The following is a 22,087-nucleotide window of genomic DNA, read 5'->3' as shown; positions in this document are numbered from 1 at the left end:
AGTGCGATGAACTGGCTGGTCGGCATCGCCGAATTCCTGGTCAACGAGATACTCGCGGTCCCGGCCTATCTGATCGGCATCATCACCGCGGTCGGTCTGGTCGCACTGCGTAAATCCGCCGGTCAGGTGATCGGTGGGGCGCTGAAGGCCACGCTGGGATTCCTGTTGGTCAGCGCCGGCGCCACCCTGGTGGTCGCCTCACTGGATCCCCTCGGCGTGATGATCCAGGGCGCCGCGGGCACGCAAGGGGTGGTGCCGACCAACGAGGCCATCGTCGGAATCGCGCAGGAACAGTACGGGGCACAGGTCGCGTGGCTGATGATCCTCGGCTTCGCCGTGAGCCTTTTGCTGGCCCGCTTCACCCCGCTGCACTATGTGTTCCTCACCGGTCATCACACATTGTTCATGGCCACCCTGCTGACCATCGTGCTGGCCACCGCCGGCCTCGAGACGCCCGTGGTGATCCTGCTCGGCGGATTCCTGCTGGGGGTGGTGATGGTGTCACTGCCCGCGTTGTCACAGCCCTGGACCAAACGGATCACCGGCGACGACAGCATCGCCATCGGCCACTTCGGCACCGTGGGATACATCGCCTCCGGTATCACCGGTCGGCTGGTCGGGGGTTCCAAGAGCCGCTCCACCGAAGACCTCAAGCTCCCCGAAACGTTGCGCTTCCTCAGGGATTCGATGGTCGCGACCGCGCTGTCGATGGTGCTGATGTATCTGGTGGTCTCGCTGATCTACCTGAACACGGCCGGGCAGGAGACCGCGTTCGCGGCGTTCGCCGACGACACCGGAGCCGGTGCGGCTGTCGACGTCGGCAACTATCTGATGAAAGGCGTCACCGAGGGGCTGAGCTTCGGTGTCGCCGTCGCGGTGATCCTGTTCGGCGTCCGCACCATCCTCGGCGAGCTGGTGCCGGCCTTCCAGGGCATCGCCGAGCGGGTGGTGCCCGGTGCCGTGCCCGCGCTGGACGCGCCGATCGTCTTCCCCTACGCGCAGAACGCCGTGCTGATCGGGTTCGTCTCCAGCTTCGTCGCCGGTCTGCTCGGGCTCGCGGTGCTGTCGGTGTGGCTCGGACCGGCGTTCGGGTGGGTGCTGGTGCTCCCGGGCCTGGTGCCGCACTTCTTCACCGGCGGCGCGGCGGGGGTGTACGGCAATGCCACGGGCGGTCGCCGCGGCGCCATCGCCGGCGGCTTCGTCAACGGCCTGTTGATCACCTTCCTGCCCGCGCTGCTGGTACGGGTCCTGGGATCCTTCGGATCCGAGAACACCACTTTCGGCGACGCCGACTTCGGTTGGTACGGAATACTTCTGGGCAATGCCGCCAAACTCGGCACGGTATGGGGCACGGTGACGATGTTGATGATCGGCATCATCCTGCTCGCGCTGGCGATCCTGGTGCAACGCCGGCTGGTGGACACCGGCTGGGATCCGTCACCGGGACGTCCACTGCCGGCGGGCGTCGGCGGAGGGTCGGCGGCCGACACCGGAACCGTCACCGGGCGCAGCTACCCGAAGATCCCGCCGCCGGCCGGCGCGCCCCCGCCACCCCCGCGTCCGGTCGCGGCGTCGGAGGACAGCGGCCGCGGCCGAGCGCCTGCCGGCTAGGTCGCTGCTGCGTCGGGGACCGGAATAGTCGCTCGGATGCTGGTGCCGTCACCCGGGTGGCTGGTCACGGTCAGCGACCCCGACAACGCCTCGACCCGGTCACGCAGACCCACCAGCCCGGAACCGCCGTCCGCGGACGCTCCGCCGTTGCCGTCGTCGGTCACCGACAGGTGCAGGACCCGGCCGTGGTCGCCGGCGTCGTCGACTCCGACCCGCACCGTGACCGACCCGGCGTCGGAGTGCTTCGCCACGTTGGTCAACGCCTCTGCGACAACGTAATACGCGGCGACCTCGACCGGTTCGGGCAGGCGCTGCTCCACCGCGACGTCCAACTCGACAGGCACTGTCGAGCGGCGCGCGAGATTGCGCATCGCCGGTTTCAGGCCGCCCCGGGACAACACCGCGGGGTGCAGACCGCGCGAGAGCTCCTGCAGATCCGAATGCAGCCCGGCCAGACCGTCGACCGCGGCGGAGAGCTGGGCGCGCAGATCCTCATCCGCGTCGGCCGCGGCTTCGGCGGCCCGCAGCTGCAGACTCAACGACACGATGCGCTGCTGGGCGCCGTCGTGCAGGTCGCGTTCGAAGCCGCGTCGGGCCTCGTCGGCGGCGGCGACGATACGCGCCCGGGAGGCGGTCAGCTCTGCCCGCGTCTCGGCGTTCGCGATGGCGGTCGAGACGAGGTCGGCGAAATCGCCGATGTGCGCTTCGGCGCTTTCGGGAATCCCTTGCCGGACATGAGAACCCACCACCAGTGCGCCGCGCACCCGGCCGTCCACGATCAGCGGGGCACCCGCGCCCTCGCAGACACCGAGGGTGCGCAGTCGCAGCGTTATCTCCCCCGCGGTGGTGCTGTAGTCCTCGACCCGGGCCGGCGCGCCGGTGCGCTGAACCTGCTCGCAGACGCTGTCGTCGTCGAGGGTGAATCGCTCGCCGATCGCCCAACCAGGTTGGTCCCCGACATTCAGCGCCGCCAGCACCACCCCGGTCTTTTCGGCCTCGAAGCCGATCAACGTCACATGGTCGACTCCGAGGCTGTGCGCCAGTTCGGCGACGGCGACGGTGTAGACGTCGGATAGCGCGCCCCCGCGCGCGACGAGGGTCGCGACCCGGCGCAGCGCCGCCTGCTGGGTGCGCGCCACCCGCAGCCGGTCCTGTTCCTGCCTGCGTTCGGTGACGTCGCGCGCGCCGCCGAGCAGCACATCACCGTCGACGACGATGTTCCACTCCAACCAGCGCACCCCCCCGTCGCGCCGCAAACAACGGTTCTCGAACTGCGCGGCGCCGTCCCCGTCGGGGACCGCCGCCAACGCCGCGCGGGTGAGGACCCGGTCGTCGGGGTGGATGAACTCCAGGAGCGGACGGGCGATCAGCTCGGCCGCCGAATAGCCCAGTGCCCGTTCGAACGCCGGGTTGACCCGGGTGAGGCGCGACGCACCGTCGGCGGTGCTGCCGATGAACAGCAGGTCGGTCGCGACGGCGAAGAAGCGCTCCAGTTCGCGGCGGCTGACTTCCAACTCGGCCGTCATCGCCTCCCGGTCACATGCCGCGGCCAGCAGCGCCTGGAGCGCGGGCACGATCCGATGGATCCGCAGGACCGTGGCCACCGGCACGTCCTTGGGGACCAGCAGCGTGCCGGTGTGTTCGGTGCCGTATTTCAGCGCGATGGCCATCTGCTCCGGGCCGGGAGCGGCCTCGCCGACCGACAGCGTCGCGTACGGCACCCCCAGCACACCGGCGAGCCTGTCACCGCCGTCGTCGAGGGCCGACGCCAATGCAGGCGCGCGCAGCATCACTCGCGCCAGATCGGCCGAGAGGTCGGCCTCCCGGCGCCGCTGCTCCGCCTCGGCGGCGCGCAGCCGCGCCTGACCGACAAGCGCATTGGTCAGGAAGGCCAGCGTCAGGAAGATCGCCAGCGCAGGCGCCAGGCTGTCGCGGCCCTCCAGATGCAGATACGCATACACCGCGGCGCTGGCCAGCGAGGTCGCGATCGACAGGCCGAAACCCCAGCCGGCCGAGACCACGAGCACACCCAGCAACAGCAGCGCACCGAACGCGTTCTCCGGGGCGATCTGTTTCAGCGCGTAGACGGCCAGCACCTCGGCGGTCAGGAAGCCGACCGCCACGACAATGCCCTGGCCCAGAGGCCGGGCCGGGGACCGCACCACTTGCTCCAGGAAGCGGGTGGGCACCGATTGCCAGGTCACTGGCCGATGGTAGACCGGAACTTTCCCGCTAACAGGAATGACGACCACGGCCGCTGCTGCCAAGCTGGAGACATGACTGGTCCGCGCTGCCTGATCGTCGACGACAGTGCCGCTTTCCGCGACGCCGCCCGCTCCATGCTGGAGCGCGGGGGAATCGAGGTGGTCGGCATCGCCTGCGACGGCACCGAGGCGATGCGCCGGGCCGAGGAACTGCATCCCGACGTCGCACTCGTCGACGTCGACCTCGGCGCCGAGAGCGGATTCGACGTCGCCGAGCGGCTCGGCGGTATCCCGGTGATCCTGACCTCGACCCATGACGAGCAGGACTTCGCCGACCTGATCGCCGCCAGTCCCGCCCTCGGCTTCCTGTCGAAGTTCGCGCTGTCTCCCGGCGCGGTCCGGGATCTGCTCGCCGCGCGGACTAACGCGTCTCCAAATACATGATGACCGCGCGCACCCGGCGGTGATCGTCGCCGGTCTCCGGCAGGTTGAGTTTCGTCAGGATGCTGCGCACATGCTTTTCCACGGTGCCCTCGGTGACCCACAGGCGCCGCCCGATCCCGGCATTGGACAGTCCCTCGGCCATCAACGTCAGCACCTCGCGCTCGCGGGTGCTCAGCGTCCCCAGCGGGTCGTCGCGCTTGCGCGCCGAGACGAGTTCGGCGACCAGGGCGGGATCGACGACCGAGGCGCCGTTGGCGATGCGCTGCAGCGTGTCGACGAAATCGGCCACGTCGGTGACACGGGTCTTGAGCAGATAGCCGATCGCGTGACCGCCGGCCAGCAGCTCCATCGCGTGGTCGACGTCGACGTGGGCCGACAGCACCACGATGCCGACTTTCGGTGACTCCTCCCGGATCACCTTGGCCGCGTCGAGCCCCTCGCTGGTGTGTGTCGGCGGCATGCGGATGTCGACCAGCGCGAGATCGGGCTGTTCGTCGCGGACCAACTGCAGCAGCGCGTCCCCGTCACCGGCCTGGCCGGCAATCTCGAAACCGGAGCGCTCCAGCAGGCTGGCCAGCCCTTCGCGCAGCAGCACGTCGTCGTCGGCGACGACCACCCTCAGCGCGCACATAGCGTCACATTCTTGCACCGGGAACCCGATCTGCGCGGGCCAAGACGCCGATTGGTGCCGCGGGCGAGACGGGCTCCGGTTGCCGTCGGTGTCTGGCGTCAGCGGCGTTCGTGGCTGTCCTCGATCACGGTGCGGCCGATCTCCGCGTAGGTCTGGGGCCGTGCGGTGCGCAGCCACAGGGCATAGACCAGGCCGACGAGGAACACCGCCAGGATCAGATAGGGGCCCACCTTGAACACCTGTGAGTTGGCCGCCAGGCCCGCCGCGAACGCCCGGTTGTCCCACAGCAGCCACACCACGTAGAGCATCGCCAGCCCGCCGATCAGCGGACAGATCAGCGTGGTGATCACGTTGCCGCGGTGCACTTTCCGCGCCCAGAAGTACGAGATGACCGCTGCCGAACAGATGGCCTGCACGAGCAGGATCGCCGCGGTGCCGATCAGCGCGAGCAAGCCGTAGATGTTCACGTAGGGCACCAACGCGGGGGTGTCGACACCGACACCGTCGGCGTCGGGCACCTGCACCGCGGTGAACCCGGCGAACAGCAACACGATCACCAGCGTGATGGCGCTCTGCAGCGTCGAGGCGATATAGGGCGACCCGTGCTTGGGATGCGCGGCGCCGATGGTGTTGCGGGCCTTGGGTGACGGGATCTCCCGGCCGAGCGCGAACAGGTAGCGCGACGCGGCGTTGTGGAAGGCCAGCGCGCATGCGAAGGAGCCGATGACGAGCAGGATCTTGTAGACGTCGAGAAGGACCCCGCCGAGGTTCTTCTCCACCAGCCCGAAGAACAGGTCGAGCGGTGATGCACTGATCGACGCCTCGACCGAGGCCTTCGCGCCGTTGCCCGCCAGCACCATCGCCGAGATGAACGTGTAGAACAGGCCCAGTCCGATCACCGCGATCAGCGTCGCGCGCGGGATGATTTGCTTCGGGTTGCGTGACTCTTCGCCGTAGACGGCCGTCGTCTCGAAGCCGACCCACGACCAGAACGCGAAGAACAGCCCGATCGCCATCGATCCCGCCGCGGCCGCGGTGCCGAATGCCCCCGCGGGCAGGCTCTCGAACGCGTTGTTGAGCAGCACGGTCTGATCGAGCATGAAGCCGTCGGGCCCACCGCCGTTGGCGATCACGGTGAACGCCAACCCGAACAGGATCAGCACTTCGGCGACCAGTGTCACCCCGAGGATCGCCGCGGTGAAACTGATGTGGAAGTAGCACAGCGCGGCGATGATCACGATGGCCACCACCGCGAAGACCAGCCACGGAATGTCCACCCCCAGAATCGAATTGACCGCGTCGTTGGCGAAGTAGGCGCATCCGCCGATCAACGAACCTTCGAACACCACGTAGGCGAACGTGGCCAGCAAGCCACTGGCCATGCCCCAGATCTGCCCGAGGCCGTGGGAGATGAAGCCGTAGAACGCGCCCGTGGTCGTGATGTGCCGTGCCATCGCGACGTAACCCAGCGCGAACAGCGTCAGGATGATGGTGGCGAACAGGAAACCCGCGGGTGCGCCGAGGCCGTTGCCGTAGCCGACCGCGATCGGGGTGTTTCCCGTCATCGCGGTGATCGGCGCGGCGTTGGCGACCGCCATGAAGATGACCGCGACCATCCCGATCGCACCCTTCTTCAGGCCGGGCGGGGCTTCGGGAGCGGGGTGAACTGCTGCGGATTCAGTTGCCATCTCGGGTCTCCTGCTTCGGATCTCAGTCCGCGACGCACTGCGCAGGACGAAACGAGCGTCGCACCCGACCCCCGTGCCGACAACCGGGGTCATCCACTCTTAACGCAACCTCCAGCAACCTCCCAGACTCGGCGGCTGGTGAACGCGACGACGCCCGGGCGTCCAGCGCGGCGTCCCGGCGGCCGCGCGACCCCGGGCGCGAGGCACACTGACGGGGTGAACGTGACGTCGAAGCTGCAATCGATCCTGGACTGGCTGCGTGCGGGCTACCCGGGCGGGGTGCCCGGCCCGGATCGTGTTCCGCTGCTGGCGCTGTTGCGCGCGACGCCGCTCACCGAAGACCAGATCAGGGAAGTGGTGCGACACCTGACCGAGCCCGGGACGCCCGCGGCGGCCGGACAGCCGATCGCCGTCGACGAGATCGAGGAATTCATCCAAGACGTCACCCACCATGACGCCGGACCCGAGAACGTGGCGCGGGTCGCGGCGATACTGGCCGCGGCGGGCTGGCCGCTCGCCGGGGTGGACGACCCGGGAGCGGCCGGCGCCGGTTAGCGGCTACCGCAGCGACGCGGTATCGATGACGAACCGGTAGCGCACGTCGCTGGCGACGGTGCGCTCGTAGGCCTCGTTGATGTAATCCGGTGTGATGACCTCGATTTCGGGGCGCACATCGTGCTCGGCACAGAAATCGAGCATCTCCTGGGTCTCGGCGATACCGCCGATCAGCGATCCCGCGATGCTGCGCCGCCCGAAGATCAGCGAGCCGGCGGGCACCTGCATCGGGTGCTCGGGCATGCCGAGTTCGACCAGGGTGCCGTCGCGCTTGAGCAGGTTCAGGTAGTCGGCCAGGTTCAGGTTCGCCGACACCGTGTTGATGATCAGATCGAAGCGGCCGCGCAGTTCCTTGAACGTGGCGCGGTCACTGGTGGCGCGATAATCGCTGGCGCCCAAACGAATTCCGTCTTCCATCTTCTTCAGCGACTGGCTCAGCACGGTCACCTCGGCGCCCATCGCCGCGGCCAGCTTGACCGCGAGGTGGCCCAGGCCGCCCAGACCGATCACCGCGACCGTCTTGCCCGGACCGGCGTTCCAATGGCGCAGAGGCGAATACGTGGTGATGCCGGCGCACAGCAGCGGCGCCGCCTCGTCCAGTCCGACCGAGTCGGGGATGCGCAGCACGTAGCTCTCGTCGACGACGATCGCACCGCTGTAGCCGCCCTGGGTGGGTTCGCCGTCGCGGCCGACCGCGTTGTAGGTGCCCACCATGCCGCCTCCGGTGCAGTACTGCTCCTCACCGGCCCGGCAGGACTCGCACTCGCGACACGAATCGACGAAGCAGCCCACCCCGACGCGGTCGCCGACTTTGAACTTCGTCACCTCGGATCCGACTTCGGTGACGATGCCGGCGATCTCGTGGCCCGGCACCACGGGGTAGGCCGGCTCACCCCATTCGCCGCGCACCGTGTGGATGTCGGAGTGGCAGATGCCGGCGAAGTGGATGTCGAATGCGACATCGTGCGGACGCACGTCGCGGCGGGTGATCGTCGTCTTGGTCAGCGGCTCGGTCGCGGAGGTGGCTGCGTAAGCGGAAACAGTTTTCATCGAATACCTCTTCTTGGTCATCTACTGGGTGCGGTAGGCGCGCTGATCCGGATACCCGGAGGGCGCCACAGCGCGACGTCGTCTGACCGACGACTCTGTCAGTCCAACGCCGAGCCCGGTCGGATAGTCCCGGGGCCACCTGTGAGGTTGCGCCCAATCGGCTGCGCCGGTTCTCAGTTGATGGGGGAGTTGACCCACCGCAGATCGGCGAGGATGCCGCGCGCGGCCACGACGCCGCCGGCGCCGTCGCTGCCCGCCCACACCTCGTTGTTGACCGCGAACACCCGATCGTCGCGGGTGGCCGACAGCCTCTTCCAAGCGTCGCTGTCGAGCACCTCGGGCGCCCGGTCGCGGGCCGCCGGGGTGGCGAACATCACGTACACGAGGTCGCCGTCGGCCATCGAGAAGTCCGGCGAATCGCCGAGGTCCTCGTCGGTGATGCCGATCTCGACGTACGGCTTGTCCCTGAACCGCTGGGATGCGGGACGGTCCACGCCGACGTCGGCGAGGACGCTGCCCGCGAAGTTGTCGACTCCGAACACCTTCATCGTCGTATCGGTGAACTGCACGACCGACGCCTGGTAGTGCGTCGCGTCGTTGTCCGCGCCGGTCTTGGCCGCGGCCCGGTCGAAGTCCTCGAGGACCGCGTTGGCCGCCTCGGTGCGGCCGGTGGCGGCGCCGACGGCGCGCAGGTTGTCCTTCCATCCCGCTCCCGGCGCCCCGGTGAACACCGTCGGCGCGATCTCCGCCAGCGCCTCGTGGTGCTGCCCGGACAGCGATGCCGAGGCGAGGATCAGATCCGGTTGCGCGTCGCGGATCGCGTTCATATCGGGGGAGGTCCGGCTGCCCACGCCGGGAACGTCGTGGATGACGGCGCCGAGATAGGACGGCGGGGCGTCGGCTCCGTCCGCCAGGGCCGCGCCGACGATGCGGGACTGCAGACCCAGCGCACACAACGCGTCGAGCTGGTCGCCCGAGAGGGCGACGATGCGCTGCGGATCGGCGCGCACCAGCGTCGTCTCGGGGATCGGGGGAGTGACACCGTGGCCGGTCGCGTTGCGGACCTCGCGGTCCGGCGGGCCGACGTCCAGCCGGGCCGGCTCCGCGGCACACGACTCGTCGGGCCTGCGGTCGTTGCCCAGCACCCCGGCGCTCGCGATTCGGGTCGTACTGGTCTGGACCGCGGCGGCCGGGTCCTGCCCGGGCGCCGATTCGGCACCCGATCCGCACCCGCTGAGCGAGAACACGACCACGGCGGTGCCGACAGCGGCCAGCCCCGTCGTCCGGGGCACCCAACGGCGCGCCCGCGCTCCGGTGAACAGCACGCGAAGACGGTAACACCCGTCGTGTCGCGCCAGGTCAGGGCATATCCTCGTAGCGAAACTGTGACGATCGGCCGTCAAATACGACCGTTTGTAGGACCACCCCGCCCGCACCGGTGCGGGGCAGCTAGGATTCATACCGATCCGTCGCTCATCGGGCGGTTCGAACCGGGAAACCGGTCAGCGACATGGAAGGTTGGAGGACCAGTTGGTAGCCGAAGCGCCCCCAATCGGTGAACTTGAGGCCAGGCGCCCTTATCCGGCGCGGATCGGACCCAAGGGCAACCTGCTCTACAAACTGATCACCACCACCGATCACAAGCTGATCGGCATCATGTACTGCGTCGTCTGCTTCGCCTTCTTCCTCATCGGCGGGCTGATGGCGCTGTTCATGCGTACCGAGCTGGCCGTCCCCGGCCTGCAGTTCCTGTCGAACGAGCAGTTCAACCAGCTGTTCACCATGCACGGCACGGTGATGCTGCTGTTCTACGCGACGCCCATCGTGTTCGGTTTCGCGAACCTGGTGCTGCCGCTGCAGATCGGCGCCCCTGACGTCGCCTTCCCGCGGTTGAACGCGTTCTCGTTCTGGCTGTTCCTGTTCGGCGCGCTGATCGCCACCGCGGGCTTCATCACCCCCGGCGGTGCCGCGGACTTCGGCTGGACCGCCTACTCGCCGCTGACCGACGCCATCCACTCGCCTGGTGCGGGTGCCGACCTGTGGATCATGGGTCTGGCCGTCGGTGGTCTTGGCACCATCCTCGGCGGCGTGAACATGATCACCACCGTGGTGTGCATGCGTGCGCCCGGTATGACCATGTTCCGGATGCCGATCTTCACCTGGAACATCCTGGTGACCTCGATCCTGGTGCTGCTGGCCTTCCCGATCCTGACCGCCGCGCTGTTCGGCCTCGCCGCCGACCGCCATCTCGGTGCCCACGTCTACGACCCCGCCAACGGCGGCGTCCTGCTGTGGCAGCACCTGTTCTGGTTCTTCGGCCACCCCGAGGTGTACATCATCGCGCTGCCGTTCTTCGGCATCGTGTCCGAGATCTTCCCGGTGTTCAGCCGCAAGCCGATCTTCGGCTACACCACGCTGATCTACGCCACGCTGGGTATCGCGGCACTGTCGGTGGCCGTGTGGGCGCACCACATGTACGCGACGGGAGCCGTGCTCCTTCCCTTCTTCAGTTTCATGACGTTCCTGATCGCCGTCCCGACCGGCATCAAGTTCTTCAACTGGATCGGCACGATGTGGAAGGGCCAGTTGACGTTCGAGACGCCGATGTTGTTCTCGGTCGGCTTCATCATCACGTTCCTGCTCGGTGGCCTGTCCGGCGTGCTGCTGGCCAGCCCGCCGCTGGACTTCCATGTCACCGACAGCTATTTCGTGATCGCGCACTTCCACTACGTGCTGTTCGGCACCATCGTGTTCGCGACCTACGCCGGCATCTACTTCTGGTTCCCGAAGATGACCGGACGCCTGCTCGACGAGCGTCTCGGCAAGCTGCACTTCTGGCTCACGTTCATCGGCTTCCACACCACGTTCCTGGTGCAGCACTGGCTCGGTGACGAGGGCATGCCGCGCCGCTACGCCGACTACCTGCCCTCCGACGGGTTCACCACGCTGAACATCGTGTCCACGATCGGCGCGTTCATCCTCGGCCTGTCGACGCTGCCGTTCCTGTGGAACGTCTTCAAGAGCTGGCGCTACGGCGAGGTCGTCACCGTCGATGACCCGTGGGGCTACGGCAACTCCCTGGAGTGGGCCACCAGCTGCCCGCCGCCGCGCCACAATTTCACCGAGCTGCCCCGGATCCGTTCCGAGCGACCGGCCTTCGAGCTGCACTACCCGCACATGATCGAGCGGATGCGTCGCGAAGCCCACGTCGGCCGGGCCCACGGCCCCGAGGACGGCGACGTGACCCGTCTCGATGAAGCCGACGTCCGCACCTGACGGTGACAGCCCGCGACACCCGGGAGTGAGCGCTCGCCGTGACTGAACCGTCCGGCTCCTCGCGCGAGCGCTCGTCGGAATCCCTCGGCTCCTCGCGCGAGCGCTCGTCGGAATCCCTCGGCTCCTCGCGCGAGCGCTCGTCGGTCTTGATCACCGTCACCGGACGCGATCAGCCCGGCGTCACCTCGGCCCTGTTCGAGGTGCTGTCCCGACACCGGGTCGAGCTGCTCAACGTCGAACAGGTCGTCGTCCGCAATCGGCTCACCCTCGGGGTGCTGGTCGCGGCGGCACCGGAGGTGGCCTCCGGGCCGCAGTTCCGGTCCGAGGTCGAGGCCGCCATCCACGGTGTCGGCCTCGAAGTCACCATCGAGGGCAGCGACGGACTGCCGGTGATGCGGGTCCCGTCCACGCACACCATCGTCGTGCTGGGACGCCCCATCACCGCCGAGGCGTTCGGCGTCGTGGCCCGCGAAGCGGCGGCCCTCGGCGTGAACATCGACTTCATCCGCGGTGTGTCCGACTATCCGGTCACCGGGCTCGAACTGCGTGTCTCGGTGCCCTCGGGCGTATACGGCGAACTGCAGGCCGTGCTCGCCCGGGTCGCCGTCGAGGAGGGCGTGGACATCGCCGTCGAGGACTACAGCCTCGCCCGGCGCGCCAAACGGCTCATCGTGTTCGACGTCGACTCCACGCTGATCCAGGGCGAGGTCATCGAGATGCTGGCCGCGCACGCCGGCGCCGAGGCCGCCGTCGCCGAGGTCACCGAAGCCGCGATGCGCGGCGAACTCGACTTCGCCGAATCCCTGCACCGGCGCGTCGCCACCCTGGAAGGCCTGCCCGCCGAGGTCGTCGACGAAGTCGCCGCCAAGCTGGAGCTGACCCCGGGTGCGCGCACCACCATCCGCACGCTGCGACGTCTCGGCTACTACTGCGGTGTGGTGTCGGGCGGATTCCGGCAGGTGATCCAGCCGCTGGCCGAGGAACTCATGCTGGACTACGTCGCGGCCAACCATCTCGAGATCGTCGACGGGAAACTCACCGGCAGGGTGATCGGGCCCGTCATCGACCGCCCCGCGAAAGCCAAGGCGCTGCGCGATTTCGCCGCCCAGGTCGGGGTGCCGCTGCAACAGACCGTCGCGGTCGGCGACGGCGCCAACGACATCGACATGCTCTCGGCGGCCGGGCTCGGGGTGGCGTTCAACGCCAAGCCGGCACTGCGCGAGGTCGCCGACGCGTCGCTGAGCCACCCCTACCTCGACACGGTGCTGTTCCTGCTCGGGATCACCCGCGGCGAGATCGAGGCGGCCGACGCGCTCGACGGCGTGGTGCGCCGCGTCGACATCCCCGACTGATCTACACCCCGGCTGACCTACACGACGACCGTCGCGGGCTCCGGCGCCGTCAGCCCCGTGACGCTGCGCCACGCCCGCGCCAGCAATTCGATCGCCTCGACGAGTTGATCGTCGGGCAGCGTGAACGGCACCCGGATGAACCGCTCCAGCGTGCCGTCCACCCCGAACCTCGGTCCGGGCGGGATCTCCAGCCCCATCCGCGACGCCGCCGCCGACAGTGCCGAACTCATCGGTGCGGGCAGCCGCACCCACACCGACATCCCACCCTTGCCGGGCATCGGCTGCCAGTCCGGCAGATGTTCGGCGAGCAGTCTCAGCAGCAGTGCCCGCCGCGACCTCAGGATCTCCCGCCGGTCCGGGAGCACATCGGTCGCAGCGGCCAGAAGCCGTGCGGCCGCGAGCTGTTCGAGGATCGGAGTGCCCATGTCGATGGCGGGCCGCATCGCTGCGATCGTCGCCAGCGTCGCCCGCTCGGCCCTGATCCAGCCGATCCGCAGTCCGCCCCAGAACGACTTCGACATCGATCCGACCGTCATCACCAGATCGCGGCGGGCGGTCATGGCCGACGCCAGCGGGGCGGGCACCTGCTCATCGAGCCACATGTCGGTGATCGTCTCGTCGACGATCGTGCGGGTGCGGGTCTCGGCGATGATGTGGGCGAGCCGGTTGCGGTCCGCGACGGGCATGGTCAGCCCGGTCGGGTTCTGGTTGTCCGGGATCAGGTAGGCCAGTTTGGGGGCCAGTTGGCGGATCGCGGCCTCGACGGCGTCCAGTTCCCACCCGTCCGGCGTCATCGCGACCGGAACGGGGCGCACTCCACGGTTGGCCATTGCGGCCAGCGCCCCGTGGTAGGTGGGTTGCTCGACGAGCACCCGGTCGTCGGGCTGGGTGTAGGTGGCCAGGATGAGCCCGATCGCGTGCAGCGCCCCGGTCGTCACCATGATCTCGTCCGGATCGGTCAGAAGCCCTTGCGCGCAGTACTTCTCGGCGATCGCGACGCGCAGCGGCGGAACCCCGGTGAGGTCGATGCCGATGTCGTGAAGATACGGGGTCACCTGCTCGGCGGCCTCGGAGAACGCGCGGGCGGCCACCGATGCCGGGGCGGCCAGGGTCGCCGCGGCCAGATTCGCGGCCACGACGACCGGCGGGGCGACCGGGGTCGGGGCCAGCGGCAGTGCCGTGGTACTCCGCGCGCCGCGGCGCGCATGCAGATAACCATCGTCGCGCAGCTGGGTGTACGCGGCGGTCACGGTGGTTCGGGAGACCCGCAGGGCGTCAGCAAGCGCCCGCTCGCTGGGCAGTCGCGCCCCGACGGGCACCCGGCCGTCGACGATCAGCAGCCGGATCGCGTCGGCGAGCCCGTGGTAGGCGGGTCCGCTGCGACTGGAGGTCCGCCAGTTCCCCAACTCGCGGGCCAATAAGTCCACATCGAGCGATCTGGTTGCCAGTGCCTCAGTCATTGCGGCCAGTATTGCCCAACTGGCTATTGATAGGCAAGCCACTTCGATCGGATCATGGCCACTATGACGCACTGGATATCTCGACTGGGCCGGCGGCTGGCCGATCTCTACTACCTACCGTCGATGGGCAGTGCCATCGACGAACGCGATTCCGATGCCCGCCGGATCCGCAGTGAACTCGACGCCATCCGGATGCACTTCCCGGATCACTCGTGAGGCTCGGCGCGGGCACCCTGCGCGGCGCCGCGCTGCTGACCGGACTGTGCGGCTACGGCGTCTCGATGGCCATGATGGTCCGCGCCGGGCTGGGACTGGACCCGTGGGACGTGTTCCACCAGGGACTGGCGCTGCGCACCGGCATGAGTATCGGGGCGGCGTCGGCGGTGGTCGGCGTCGCCGTCCTGCTCGCCTGGATCCCGCTGCGCAACCGGCCCGGCATCGGCACCGTCGCCAACGTCATCGTCATCGCGGTGACGGTCGACGCCGCACTCTGGATTCTCCCGGCGCCGGCGAGCCTGCCGATCCGGATCGCGCTGATGACCTCGGCGGTGGTGCTCAACGCGTTCAGCACCGTGCTCTACATCGGCGCCGGGATGGGCCCGGGACCGCGTGACGGTCTGATGACCGGGCTGGTGGTCCGCACCGGACGCTCGGTTCGTCTGGTTCGCACCACGATCGAGGTCACCGTGCTGACCGCGGGCTGGCTGCTCGGCGGCACGGTGGGCGTCGGCACCGTGGTCTACGCGTTCGGCATCGGACCGCTGGTGCAGCTGTTCGTGCGCCTGACGCCGCGGCGGCTGCTGGCCGCGAGCGGTTGGGCTCCGGTGGACACCGCGCAGCGTGACACGGGCGCGCCGGCCGCGCTGCCGGCGGGATCGGTGTCACCGGCGGATGAGGCCGACACGGGCTGTCTACGATGAGCGGGTGCCTGTCGAGGAAGTAGACGCAGCAGATCCTGACCTACTGATCGACTTCGCCGAAGTCACCCTGCGCCGCAACGGCCGGGTCCTGGTCGGGCCGGTGACCTGGGCTGTCGAGCTCGACGAGCGGTGGGTGGTGATCGGCCCCAACGGTGCGGGCAAGACATCGCTGCTGCGCATGGCCGCGGCGATGGAGCACCCGTCGTCGGGCACGGCGTACGTGCTCGGCGAGCGGCTGGGCCGGGTCGACATGTCCGAGCTGCGGTCCCGGGTGGGGCTCAGCAGTGCCGCGCTGGCCCAGCGCATCCCCGACGACGAGACCGTGCGCGATCTCGTGGTGTCCGCCGGTTACTCGGTCCTGGGACGGTGGCGGGAGACCTACGACGACGTCGACTACGAGCGGGCCGTCGACATGCTGGAGAGCGTCGGCGCCGAGCATCTCGCCGAGCGCACCTACGGCACGCTGAGCGAGGGCGAGCGCAAGCGGGTGCTGATCGCGCGTGCCCTGATGACCGACCCGGAACTGCTGCTGCTCGACGAGCCGGCGGCCGGACTCGACCTCGGCGGGCGCGAGGAACTCGTCGCGCGGATGAGCGATCTGGCCGCCGACCCCGACGCGCCGGCCCTGGTGCTGGTCACTCATCACGTCGAGGAGATCCCGCCGGGGTTCTCGCACTGCCTGATCCTGTCCGAGGGTGCGGTGGTCGCCTCCGGTCTGCTCGGCGACGTGCTGACGGCGGAGAACCTGTCCACCGCGTTCGGGCAGTCGATCGCGCTGGACGTGATCGACGGACGCTATTTCGCGCGGCGGGTCCGTAGCCGTGCGGCGCACAGGAGGCGGCAATGAGCGAACTGAAGACCGAGAGCGCGCCGGATCCGCTGGTGCCGCGGCCCGCGGCGACGGTGATGCTGGTGCGCGACACCCCCGAGGGCATCAAGATCTTCCTGATGCGCAGGCATTCGGCGATGGACTTCGTCGCCGGCGTGATGGTGTTCCCCGGCGGCGGGGTCGACGACCGCGACCGCAACGCCGACGTGGCCTGGCACGGACCCGACCGGCAGTGGTGGGCCGAGCGGCTCGGGGTGGATCCCGAACTCGCCGAGGCGCTGGTCTGTGCGGCGGCGCGGGAGACGTTCGAGGAGTCCGGTGTGCTGTTCGCCGGCGCCGCCGACGATCCGGACCTGCTGGTCGACGACGCCTCGGTGTACCGCGAGCAGCGGGCCGCGCTGGAGAACAAGTCCTTGTCCTTCGGCGAATTCCTGCGTTCGGAGAACCTGGTGCTGCGCGCGGATCTGTTGCGGCCGTGGGCCAACTGGGTGACCCCGAAGGAGGAGCGCACCCGCCGCTACGACACCTACTTCTTCGTCGGGGCGCTTCCGAAGGGGCAACGTGCCGACGGTGACAACACCGAGACCGACAAAGCCGGGTGGGTGACCCCGCAGGCCGCCCTCGACGACTTCGCCGAGGGGCGCAGTTTCCTGCTGCCGCCCACATGGACGCAGCTCGACGCGCTCAACGGCCGCACCGTGGCCGAGGTGCTCGCCGTGGAACGCAAGATCGTCGCGGTCGAGCCGTCCCTGTCGGCGAAGCGGGGCGGCAACTGGGAGATCGAGTTCTTCGACAGCGACCGCTACAACGCCGCCCGCAACCGACGCTCACCCCAGGGCTACACCGACGGGGCACCGCTGGCGTGAGGGAATTCGTCGCCGTCATCATTCCTGAGGAAGCCGCCGAACCCGGGCACGGCCGCATCGCGACCCTGCTGCTGTCACGGCCGCCCCGCAACGCGCTGACCCGGCAGGTGTACCGGGAGATCACCGAGGCCGTCGCCGAGCTGGCCGAACGCGACGACGTGTCCGCGGTCATCGTGTTCGGCGGCCACGAGATCTTCTCCGCCGGGGAGGACCTGCCCGAGCTGCAGACGCTGAACCGCGCCGAAGCCGAAGCCGCCGACGCGGTGTGCGCGCGGGCCGTCGCCGCGGTGGCCGCGCTGCCCAAGCCGACCGTCGCGGCGATCACCGGGTACGCGCTGGGGGCCGGCCTCACGCTGGCGCTGGCGTGTGACTGGCGGGTCAGCGGCGACAACGTGAAGTTCGGCGCCACCGAGATCCTGGCCGGGCTGGCGCCCGCCGGCGACGGCGCCGCGCGGCTGGCCGACGCGATCGGCTCCAGCAAGGCCAAGGATCTGGTGTTCAGCGGGCGGTTCGTGGACGCCAGAGAAGCCCACGACGTCGGCCTGATCGACGAGATGGTGGCCCCCGACACCGTCTACGACGCGGCGCACACCTGGGCGAGCCGTTTCACCGACTATCCGGCCGACGTGCTGGCCGCGGCGAAGGCATCGTTCTCCGGGCCACGGGACGGGCGTTAGGCTGCCCTGATGACGACTTCAGATGTCACCGATCCCGCGCCGCAACCTCGCGCGACCAAGGAGCAGGTCGAAGCCGCGATGCACGACACCAAGCTCGCCCAGGTGCTCTATCACGACTGGGAGGCCGAGACCTACGACGAGAAGTGGTCGATCTCCTACGACCAGCGCTGCGTGGACTACGCCCGCGGCCGTTTCGACGCCGCGGTCCCCGAGGACGTGCAGCGCGAGCTGCCCTACGACCGTGCCCTCGAGCTCGGCTGCGGCACCGGGTTCTTCCTGCTCAATCTGATCCAGGCCGGCGTCGCCCGGCGCGGGTCGGTCACCGATCTGTCGCCCGGCATGGTCAAGGTCGCCACCCGCAACGGCCAGTCGCTCGGACTCGACATCGACGGCCGGGTCGCCGACGCCGAGGGCATCCCGTACGAGGACAACACGTTCGATCTGGTGGTCGGGCATGCGGTGCTGCACCACATCCCCGACGTGGAGCTGTCGCTGCGCGAGGTCGTGCGGGTGCTCAAGCCGGGCGGGCGCTTCGTGTTCGCCGGCGAGCCGACGACTGTCGGCAACCGCTACGCCCGCGAGCTGTCGACGCTGACCTGGCACATCGCGACCAACGTGACGAAGCTGCCGATGCTGGCCGGGTGGCGCCGCCCGCAGGAGGAGCTCGACGAGTCCTCGCGCGCCGCGGCGCTGGAGGCCGTCGTCGACCTGCACACGTTCGACCCCGCCGATCTGGAGCGGATGGCGACCAATGCCGGTGCCGTCGAAGTGCGCACCGCCAGCGAGGAATTCACCGCCGCGATGCTCGGCTGGCCGGTCCGCACGTTCGAGGCCGCCGTGCCGCCGGGCCGATTGGGTTGGGGCTGGGCGAAATTCGCGTTCAACAGCTGGACCACCCTGTCCTGGGTCGACGCCAACGTCTGGCGCCGGGTCGTGCCGAAGGGCTGGTTCTACAACGTGATGATCACGGGGGTCAAGCCGTCGTAGCGTTCGGCCTCGACGATGTGCGGTACCTGCGCAGCGACGCCGGATGTCTGGCGTTGGCCGAGGTCGCGCGGTATGCCCTGACAGACACTTCCCTGGTGTCCGATATCGCCTCGGCGAGAAAGGATTTCGGGAATCGCACCGCGGTGCTCGTGGAGACGGTGCGGCTGCGCCGCAAGGCGGCCGCGAAGTTCGCCGACGCCCCGCGGTGGTTGTTCACCGACGAGGCGCTGCAGCAGGCCACCGCCGCCCCCGTCGCCGAGCATCGCGCCCGGCGACTCGCCGGTGCCACAGTGCACGACGCGACCTGCTCGATCGGCAGCGAATTGGCGGTACTGCGTGACCATGCGGCGATCGTGCTCGGAAGCGACATCGACCCGGTGCGCGTCGCGATGGCCCGGTACAACCTCGGGCCGGACGTCGCACTGTTGCGGGCGGATGCATTGCGGCCCATCACAAGAGACGCCGTCGTCGTCGTGGATCCGGCCCGCCGCACCGGTGCGCGGCGCCGGTTCGACCCCCGCTCCTACGCTCCGCCGCTCGACGCCCTCCTCGATGCGCTCAGTGATCGCGAGTACGCCGTGAAATGTGCTCCTGGAATCGATTTCGCCGTCCTGGCACAGCTCGGATTCACCGGCGAGATCGAGGTGACCTCGGCCGGCGGCAGCGTCAGGGAGGCCTGCCTGTGGTCGCCGGGGCTGGCCGGCGGGGGAGTGCACCGGCGCGCGACCGTGCTCGACACCGGTGAGCAACTCACCGACGCCGACCCGCAGGAGTGCGCGGTCGCGCCGGCCGGCCGATGGATCGTCGACCCCGACGGCGCGGTCGTGCGCGCCGGGCTGGTGCGCCACTACGCCGCCAGGCACGGCCTGTGGCAGCTCGATCCCGACATCGCCTACCTGTCCGGGGACGCAGTGCCCGACGGGGTGCGCGGTTTCGAGGTGCTCGATCAGGTGCCGTTCAGCGAACGCGTCCTGCGCCAGGAACTTTCGGCGCGCGACGTCGGGGCGCTGGAGATCCTCGTGCGCGGCGTCGACGTCGACCCCGACGCGCTGCGCACCCGGCTGCGGCCGCGTGGCGCCACCGCACTGACCATGGTCATCACCCGGCTCGGCGCCGGAGCGGCAAGCCGGGCAACGGCATTCCTATGTCGTCCGTCACGTTGAATTCATCCCGTACCCTGGGGCGGTAACGGCATCGACACCGACGCCGAACTTTCCTACGTAGCCCCTGATTCCTGAGGACGTCGACGATGCGCATTCTCGCTGCTGCCCTGACGGCTGCCGCCGTCTCGGCGAACCTGATGGTCGCCCCGGCGGCCGTCGCCCAGCCGACGGCCGCCGCCACCGTATCGGCGTGCGGTGAGCTCGGGGGCACCGTCGACGCCGACGACATGTGTCGCGTGCACGTCGAGAACCCGACCTATCGGCTGGATTACACCTTCCCCGCCGACTATCCGGACCAGCAGGCGCTGACCGACTACCTGACCCAGACCCGGGACGGCTTCATCAACGTCTCGGGAATGCCGGGCTCCTGGAACCTGCCCTACGTGCTCGACGGCCGCGGCACCGGCTACCGCACCGGCCCCGACGACGCCGGCACCCGCAGCGTCGTCTTCGAGATGTACGAGAACGTCGGCGGCGCGCACCCGCAGACCTGGTTCAAATCCTTCAACTGGGACGTCACCAAGAGCGCGCCGATCACATTCGACACGCTGTTCAAGCCCGGCACCGAGCCGCTGACGGAGATCTTCCCGATCGTGCAGTCGGAGATCTCGCGCCAGCTCGGCGTCGACGCGCCGATCTCACCGTCCGACGGGCTCGACCCGGCCAAGTACACCGAGTTCGCCATCACCGACGACGCGGTGATCTTCTACTTCGGTCAGGGTGAGATCATGCCCGGAGCCGGAGGCGCGCTGCAGGCGACGGTCCCGCGCCAGGCGATCGCGTCGACGCTGGCGCTGGAGCCGCCGCGCGTCACCCCGTAGCCGACGGCTGCAGTTCGTGGGAGGCCTTCGGGTCGTAGTTCTCCCAGAACTTCGCGTTCTTGATCCCGAGCGCCACCGGATCGAACACCGGGTCCAGGCCGGCCTTCTTCTGTTTCTCGTAGTCCCACAGCGCCTTGTAGGCGGGTTTCTGCAGGATCAGGATCCCGATGATGTTCAGCCAGGCCATCAGCCCGACACCGATGTCGCCGAGCACCCACGCCTCGGTCGCGGTCGAGACACACCCCATCACGACCGACACCAGGATCAGTGCCTGCAGCAGCATGGTCATGGTCGCGCCGATCGTTCCGGGCAGGAATCGGACATCGATGGTGGCGAAGCGTCCGAGCATGAACCGCAGGTTTGTCTCGGCCATGTAGTAGTACGCGACGATCGTGGTGAAGCAGAAGAATGCCAGCGACACCGCGATGAACGTCGATCCGGCGCCGTTCCAGAGGCTGTCGAAGCCCGCCTGAGCGTAGGCGGGACCGACCTCGACGGTGGTCGCGAGCAGTCCGCCGTCCGACAGCACCGCCCCCGACTCGCTCTCACCCTCGAACACCCGGTAGGCGCCGGTCGACAGGATCAGGAAGCCGGTGGCCGAGCAGATGAACAGCGTGTCGACATACACCGCGAACGCCTGCACAAGGCCCTGCTTGGCGGGGTGTGACACCTCGGCGGCCGCGGCCGCGTGCGGTCCGGTGCCCTGACCCGCCTCATTGGAGTAGACGCCTCGCTTGACGCCCCACATCACCGCGGAACCGAGGATCGCGCCGAACGTGGAGTCCAGACCGAACGCGCTGGAGAAGACCAGCTGGATCACCCCGGGCAGCGCGTCGATGTTGACCACGACGATGATCAGCGCGAGCACGATGTAGACGACGGCCATGAACGGCACCACGATCGACGCGAACGCCGCGATGCGCTTCACTCCGCCGATGATCACGAAGCCGAGCACGATCACGGTGCCGACGGCGACCCACCACTTCGAGAAGCCCCATGCCGAGTTCATCGCCGAGGCCATCGAGTTCGATTGCACGCTCGGCAGCAGCAGACCGCACGCCAGGATCGTCACGGCGGCGAACAGCAGGCCGTACAGCTTGAAGAACGGCCGCGCCGCGGTGTGCTCGAACGCCTTGCTGAAGTAGTAGGCCGGTCCGCCGCGGTACTCGCCGGTGAGTCGGTCACGCGTCTTGTAGATCTGGCCCAGCGTGCACTCCACGAACGACGTGGAGGCGCCGAGGAACGCCATCATCCACATCCAGAACAGCGCCCCCGGACCGCCGAACGCGATGGCGGTCGCGACGCCGGCGATGTTGCCGGTGCCCACGCGTCCGGCCAGCGACATGGTCAGCGCCTGGAAGCTGGACACCCCCGACGGGGACTTCTCGCCCCGCATCATCAGACGGATCATCTCGGGGATCTGTCTGACTTGGACCAGTCTGCTGCGGATGGAGAAGTAGATTCCGGTGGCCAGACACAGATAGACGAGCGCGTTGCTCCATACGTAGCTGTTGACGGTGTCCAGGAATTCTGACACTTAAACGACCCCTCTT

The 22,087-nt window shown here is 68.9% G+C and carries 20 protein-coding genes; 13 read left to right on the top strand and 7 right to left on the bottom strand.

Annotation, left to right across the window (positions count from 1 at the left end):
• The first annotated feature begins 6 nt into the window (after positions 1-6).
• Positions 7-1,611 carry a PTS ascorbate transporter subunit IIC gene (ulaA, locus tag NTM_RS25505; protein WP_163768868.1) on the top strand — a complete coding sequence of 535 codons (1,605 nt, stop codon included), beginning with the start codon at positions 7-9 and terminating at the stop codon, positions 1,609-1,611.
• Here the strand turns inward: ulaA and NTM_RS25500 are convergent.
• Positions 1,608-3,815, bottom strand: a complete 2,208-nt coding sequence (locus NTM_RS25500) for a PAS domain-containing protein (protein ID WP_232079841.1) — start codon at positions 3,813-3,815, stop codon at positions 1,608-1,610. The genes ulaA and NTM_RS25500 overlap by 4 nt on opposite strands.
• A gap of 72 nt (positions 3,816-3,887) precedes the next feature.
• Between NTM_RS25500 and NTM_RS25495 the strand changes: the two genes are divergently transcribed.
• Complete coding sequence (locus tag NTM_RS25495) at positions 3,888-4,259, top strand: response regulator (protein WP_104863876.1); 372 nt, start codon at positions 3,888-3,890, stop codon at positions 4,257-4,259.
• Here NTM_RS25495 and NTM_RS25490 read toward each other — a convergent pair.
• Complete coding sequence (locus NTM_RS25490) at positions 4,237-4,890, bottom strand: response regulator (RefSeq protein WP_083141487.1); 654 nt, start codon at positions 4,888-4,890, stop codon at positions 4,237-4,239. The two genes, NTM_RS25495 and NTM_RS25490, sit on opposite strands and share 23 nt — an antisense overlap.
• A gap of 98 nt (positions 4,891-4,988) precedes the next feature.
• Positions 4,989-6,578 (bottom strand): APC family permease, encoded by a 1,590-nt coding sequence (locus NTM_RS25485; protein WP_163768866.1) that lies wholly within the window; start codon positions 6,576-6,578, stop codon positions 4,989-4,991.
• 216 nt (positions 6,579-6,794) lie between these two features.
• Between NTM_RS25485 and NTM_RS25480 the strand changes: the two genes are divergently transcribed.
• Positions 6,795-7,133, top strand: a complete 339-nt coding sequence (locus NTM_RS25480) for a DUF3349 domain-containing protein (RefSeq protein ID WP_104863878.1) — start codon at positions 6,795-6,797, stop codon at positions 7,131-7,133.
• Positions 7,134-7,136: 3 nt separating this feature from the next.
• Here NTM_RS25480 and NTM_RS25475 read toward each other — a convergent pair whose 3' ends face one another.
• Together NTM_RS25475 and NTM_RS25470 are read right to left on the bottom strand one after the other, a co-directional pair.
• Positions 7,137-8,183: an NAD(P)-dependent alcohol dehydrogenase gene (locus tag NTM_RS25475; RefSeq protein WP_163768864.1), complete on the bottom strand. Its 1,047-nt coding sequence runs from the start codon at positions 8,181-8,183 to the stop codon at positions 7,137-7,139.
• A 173-nt stretch (positions 8,184-8,356) separates the two neighbouring features.
• Positions 8,357-9,508, bottom strand: a complete 1,152-nt coding sequence (locus tag NTM_RS25470; RefSeq protein ID WP_232079840.1) for an iron-siderophore ABC transporter substrate-binding protein — start codon at positions 9,506-9,508, stop codon at positions 8,357-8,359.
• A gap of 205 nt (positions 9,509-9,713) precedes the next feature.
• On the opposite strand from NTM_RS25470, the gene ctaD reads away from it, so the two are divergent.
• On the top strand, positions 9,714-11,459 hold the full coding sequence (gene ctaD / locus NTM_RS25465) for an aa3-type cytochrome oxidase subunit I (RefSeq protein ID WP_163768860.1): 1,746 nt from the start codon (positions 9,714-9,716) through the stop codon (positions 11,457-11,459).
• Between the two features lie 146 nt (positions 11,460-11,605).
• On the top strand, positions 11,606-12,811 hold the full coding sequence (gene serB / locus NTM_RS25460) for a phosphoserine phosphatase SerB (protein WP_163769628.1): 1,206 nt from the start codon (positions 11,606-11,608) through the stop codon (positions 12,809-12,811).
• 17 nt (positions 12,812-12,828) lie between these two features.
• Here serB and yczR read toward each other — a convergent pair whose 3' ends face one another.
• On the bottom strand, positions 12,829-14,271 hold the full coding sequence (gene yczR, locus NTM_RS25455) for a MocR-like transcription factor YczR (RefSeq protein ID WP_163768858.1): 1,443 nt from the start codon (positions 14,269-14,271) through the stop codon (positions 12,829-12,831).
• 54 nt (positions 14,272-14,325) lie between these two features.
• On the opposite strand from yczR, the gene NTM_RS25450 reads away from it, so the two are divergent.
• The 8 genes from NTM_RS25450 (at position 14,326) to NTM_RS25420 (ending at position 20,534) form a co-directional block, all read left to right on the top strand.
• The gene (locus NTM_RS25450) at positions 14,326-14,487 is read left to right on the top strand and encodes a hypothetical protein (RefSeq protein WP_161499479.1); all 162 of its coding nucleotides are present in this window, start codon (positions 14,326-14,328) and stop codon (positions 14,485-14,487) included.
• A gap of 65 nt (positions 14,488-14,552) precedes the next feature.
• Complete coding sequence (gene yczE / locus NTM_RS25445) at positions 14,553-15,191, top strand: membrane protein YczE (protein WP_435405136.1); 639 nt, start codon at positions 14,553-14,555, stop codon at positions 15,189-15,191.
• Positions 15,163-16,038, top strand: coding sequence for an ABC transporter ATP-binding protein (locus tag NTM_RS25440; protein WP_163768856.1), 876 nt, complete (start codon positions 15,163-15,165; stop codon positions 16,036-16,038). Before yczE ends, NTM_RS25440 begins: the two co-directional genes overlap by 29 nt.
• Positions 16,035-16,886, top strand: a complete 852-nt coding sequence (locus NTM_RS28910) for an NUDIX hydrolase (protein ID WP_232079838.1) — start codon at positions 16,035-16,037, stop codon at positions 16,884-16,886. The genes NTM_RS25440 and NTM_RS28910 overlap by 4 nt, the downstream gene beginning before the upstream one ends.
• Positions 16,883-17,563 carry an enoyl-CoA hydratase gene (locus tag NTM_RS25435; protein WP_232079837.1) on the top strand — a complete coding sequence of 227 codons (681 nt, stop codon included), beginning with the start codon at positions 16,883-16,885 and terminating at the stop codon, positions 17,561-17,563. The genes NTM_RS28910 and NTM_RS25435 overlap by 4 nt, the downstream gene beginning before the upstream one ends.
• 9 nt (positions 17,564-17,572) lie before the next feature.
• Positions 17,573-18,550, top strand: a complete 978-nt coding sequence (locus NTM_RS25430) for a class I SAM-dependent methyltransferase (protein WP_104864656.1) — start codon at positions 17,573-17,575, stop codon at positions 18,548-18,550.
• Positions 18,508-19,713 carry a class I SAM-dependent methyltransferase gene (locus tag NTM_RS25425; RefSeq protein WP_435405135.1) on the top strand — a complete coding sequence of 402 codons (1,206 nt, stop codon included), beginning with the start codon at positions 18,508-18,510 and terminating at the stop codon, positions 19,711-19,713. The genes NTM_RS25430 and NTM_RS25425 overlap by 43 nt, the downstream gene beginning before the upstream one ends.
• 86 nt (positions 19,714-19,799) lie before the next feature.
• A complete protein-coding gene (locus NTM_RS25420) occupies positions 19,800-20,534 on the top strand; it encodes an esterase (protein ID WP_104864657.1) in 735 nt (244 codons plus the stop codon).
• Here the strand turns inward: NTM_RS25420 and NTM_RS25415 are convergent.
• Positions 20,524-22,071: an alanine/glycine:cation symporter family protein gene (locus tag NTM_RS25415; protein WP_104864658.1), complete on the bottom strand. Its 1,548-nt coding sequence runs from the start codon at positions 22,069-22,071 to the stop codon at positions 20,524-20,526. The genes NTM_RS25420 and NTM_RS25415 overlap by 11 nt on opposite strands.
• Positions 22,072-22,087: the final 16 nt, after the last annotated feature.

This window comes from Mycolicibacterium parafortuitum (assembly GCF_010725485.1).
GTDB lineage: Bacteria > Actinomycetota > Actinomycetes > Mycobacteriales > Mycobacteriaceae > Mycobacterium.
Note: the sequence above shows the minus strand (reverse complement) of the source record. Positions and strands in the feature narration are given on the sequence as shown.

What these genes read in the sequence shown, in the direction of transcription:
- yczE (WP_435405136.1), top strand. Translation starts at nt 14,553, where the DNA reads ATGGCCATGATGGTCCGCGCCGGGCTGGGACTGGACCCGTGGGACGTG.
- NTM_RS25430 (WP_104864656.1), top strand. Translation starts at nt 17,573, where the DNA reads ATGACGACTTCAGATGTCACCGATCCCGCGCCGCAACCTCGCGCGACC.
- NTM_RS25495 (WP_104863876.1), top strand. Translation starts at nt 3,888, where the DNA reads ATGACTGGTCCGCGCTGCCTGATCGTCGACGACAGTGCCGCTTTCCGC.
- NTM_RS25420 (WP_104864657.1), top strand. Translation starts at nt 19,800, where the DNA reads ATGCGCATTCTCGCTGCTGCCCTGACGGCTGCCGCCGTCTCGGCGAAC.
- NTM_RS25450 (WP_161499479.1), top strand. Translation starts at nt 14,326, where the DNA reads ATGGCCACTATGACGCACTGGATATCTCGACTGGGCCGGCGGCTGGCC.
- yczR (WP_163768858.1), bottom strand. Translation starts at nt 14,271, where the DNA reads ATGACTGAGGCACTGGCAACCAGATCGCTCGATGTGGACTTATTGGCC.
- NTM_RS25440 (WP_163768856.1), top strand. Translation starts at nt 15,163, where the DNA reads ATGAGGCCGACACGGGCTGTCTACGATGAGCGGGTGCCTGTCGAGGAA.
- NTM_RS25485 (WP_163768866.1), bottom strand. Translation starts at nt 6,578, where the DNA reads ATGGCAACTGAATCCGCAGCAGTTCACCCCGCTCCCGAAGCCCCGCCC.
- ulaA (WP_163768868.1), top strand. Translation starts at nt 7, where the DNA reads ATGAACTGGCTGGTCGGCATCGCCGAATTCCTGGTCAACGAGATACTC.
- NTM_RS25490 (WP_083141487.1), bottom strand. Translation starts at nt 4,890, where the DNA reads ATGTGCGCGCTGAGGGTGGTCGTCGCCGACGACGACGTGCTGCTGCGC.
- NTM_RS25475 (WP_163768864.1), bottom strand. Translation starts at nt 8,183, where the DNA reads ATGAAAACTGTTTCCGCTTACGCAGCCACCTCCGCGACCGAGCCGCTG.
- NTM_RS28910 (WP_232079838.1), top strand. Translation starts at nt 16,035, where the DNA reads ATGAGCGAACTGAAGACCGAGAGCGCGCCGGATCCGCTGGTGCCGCGG.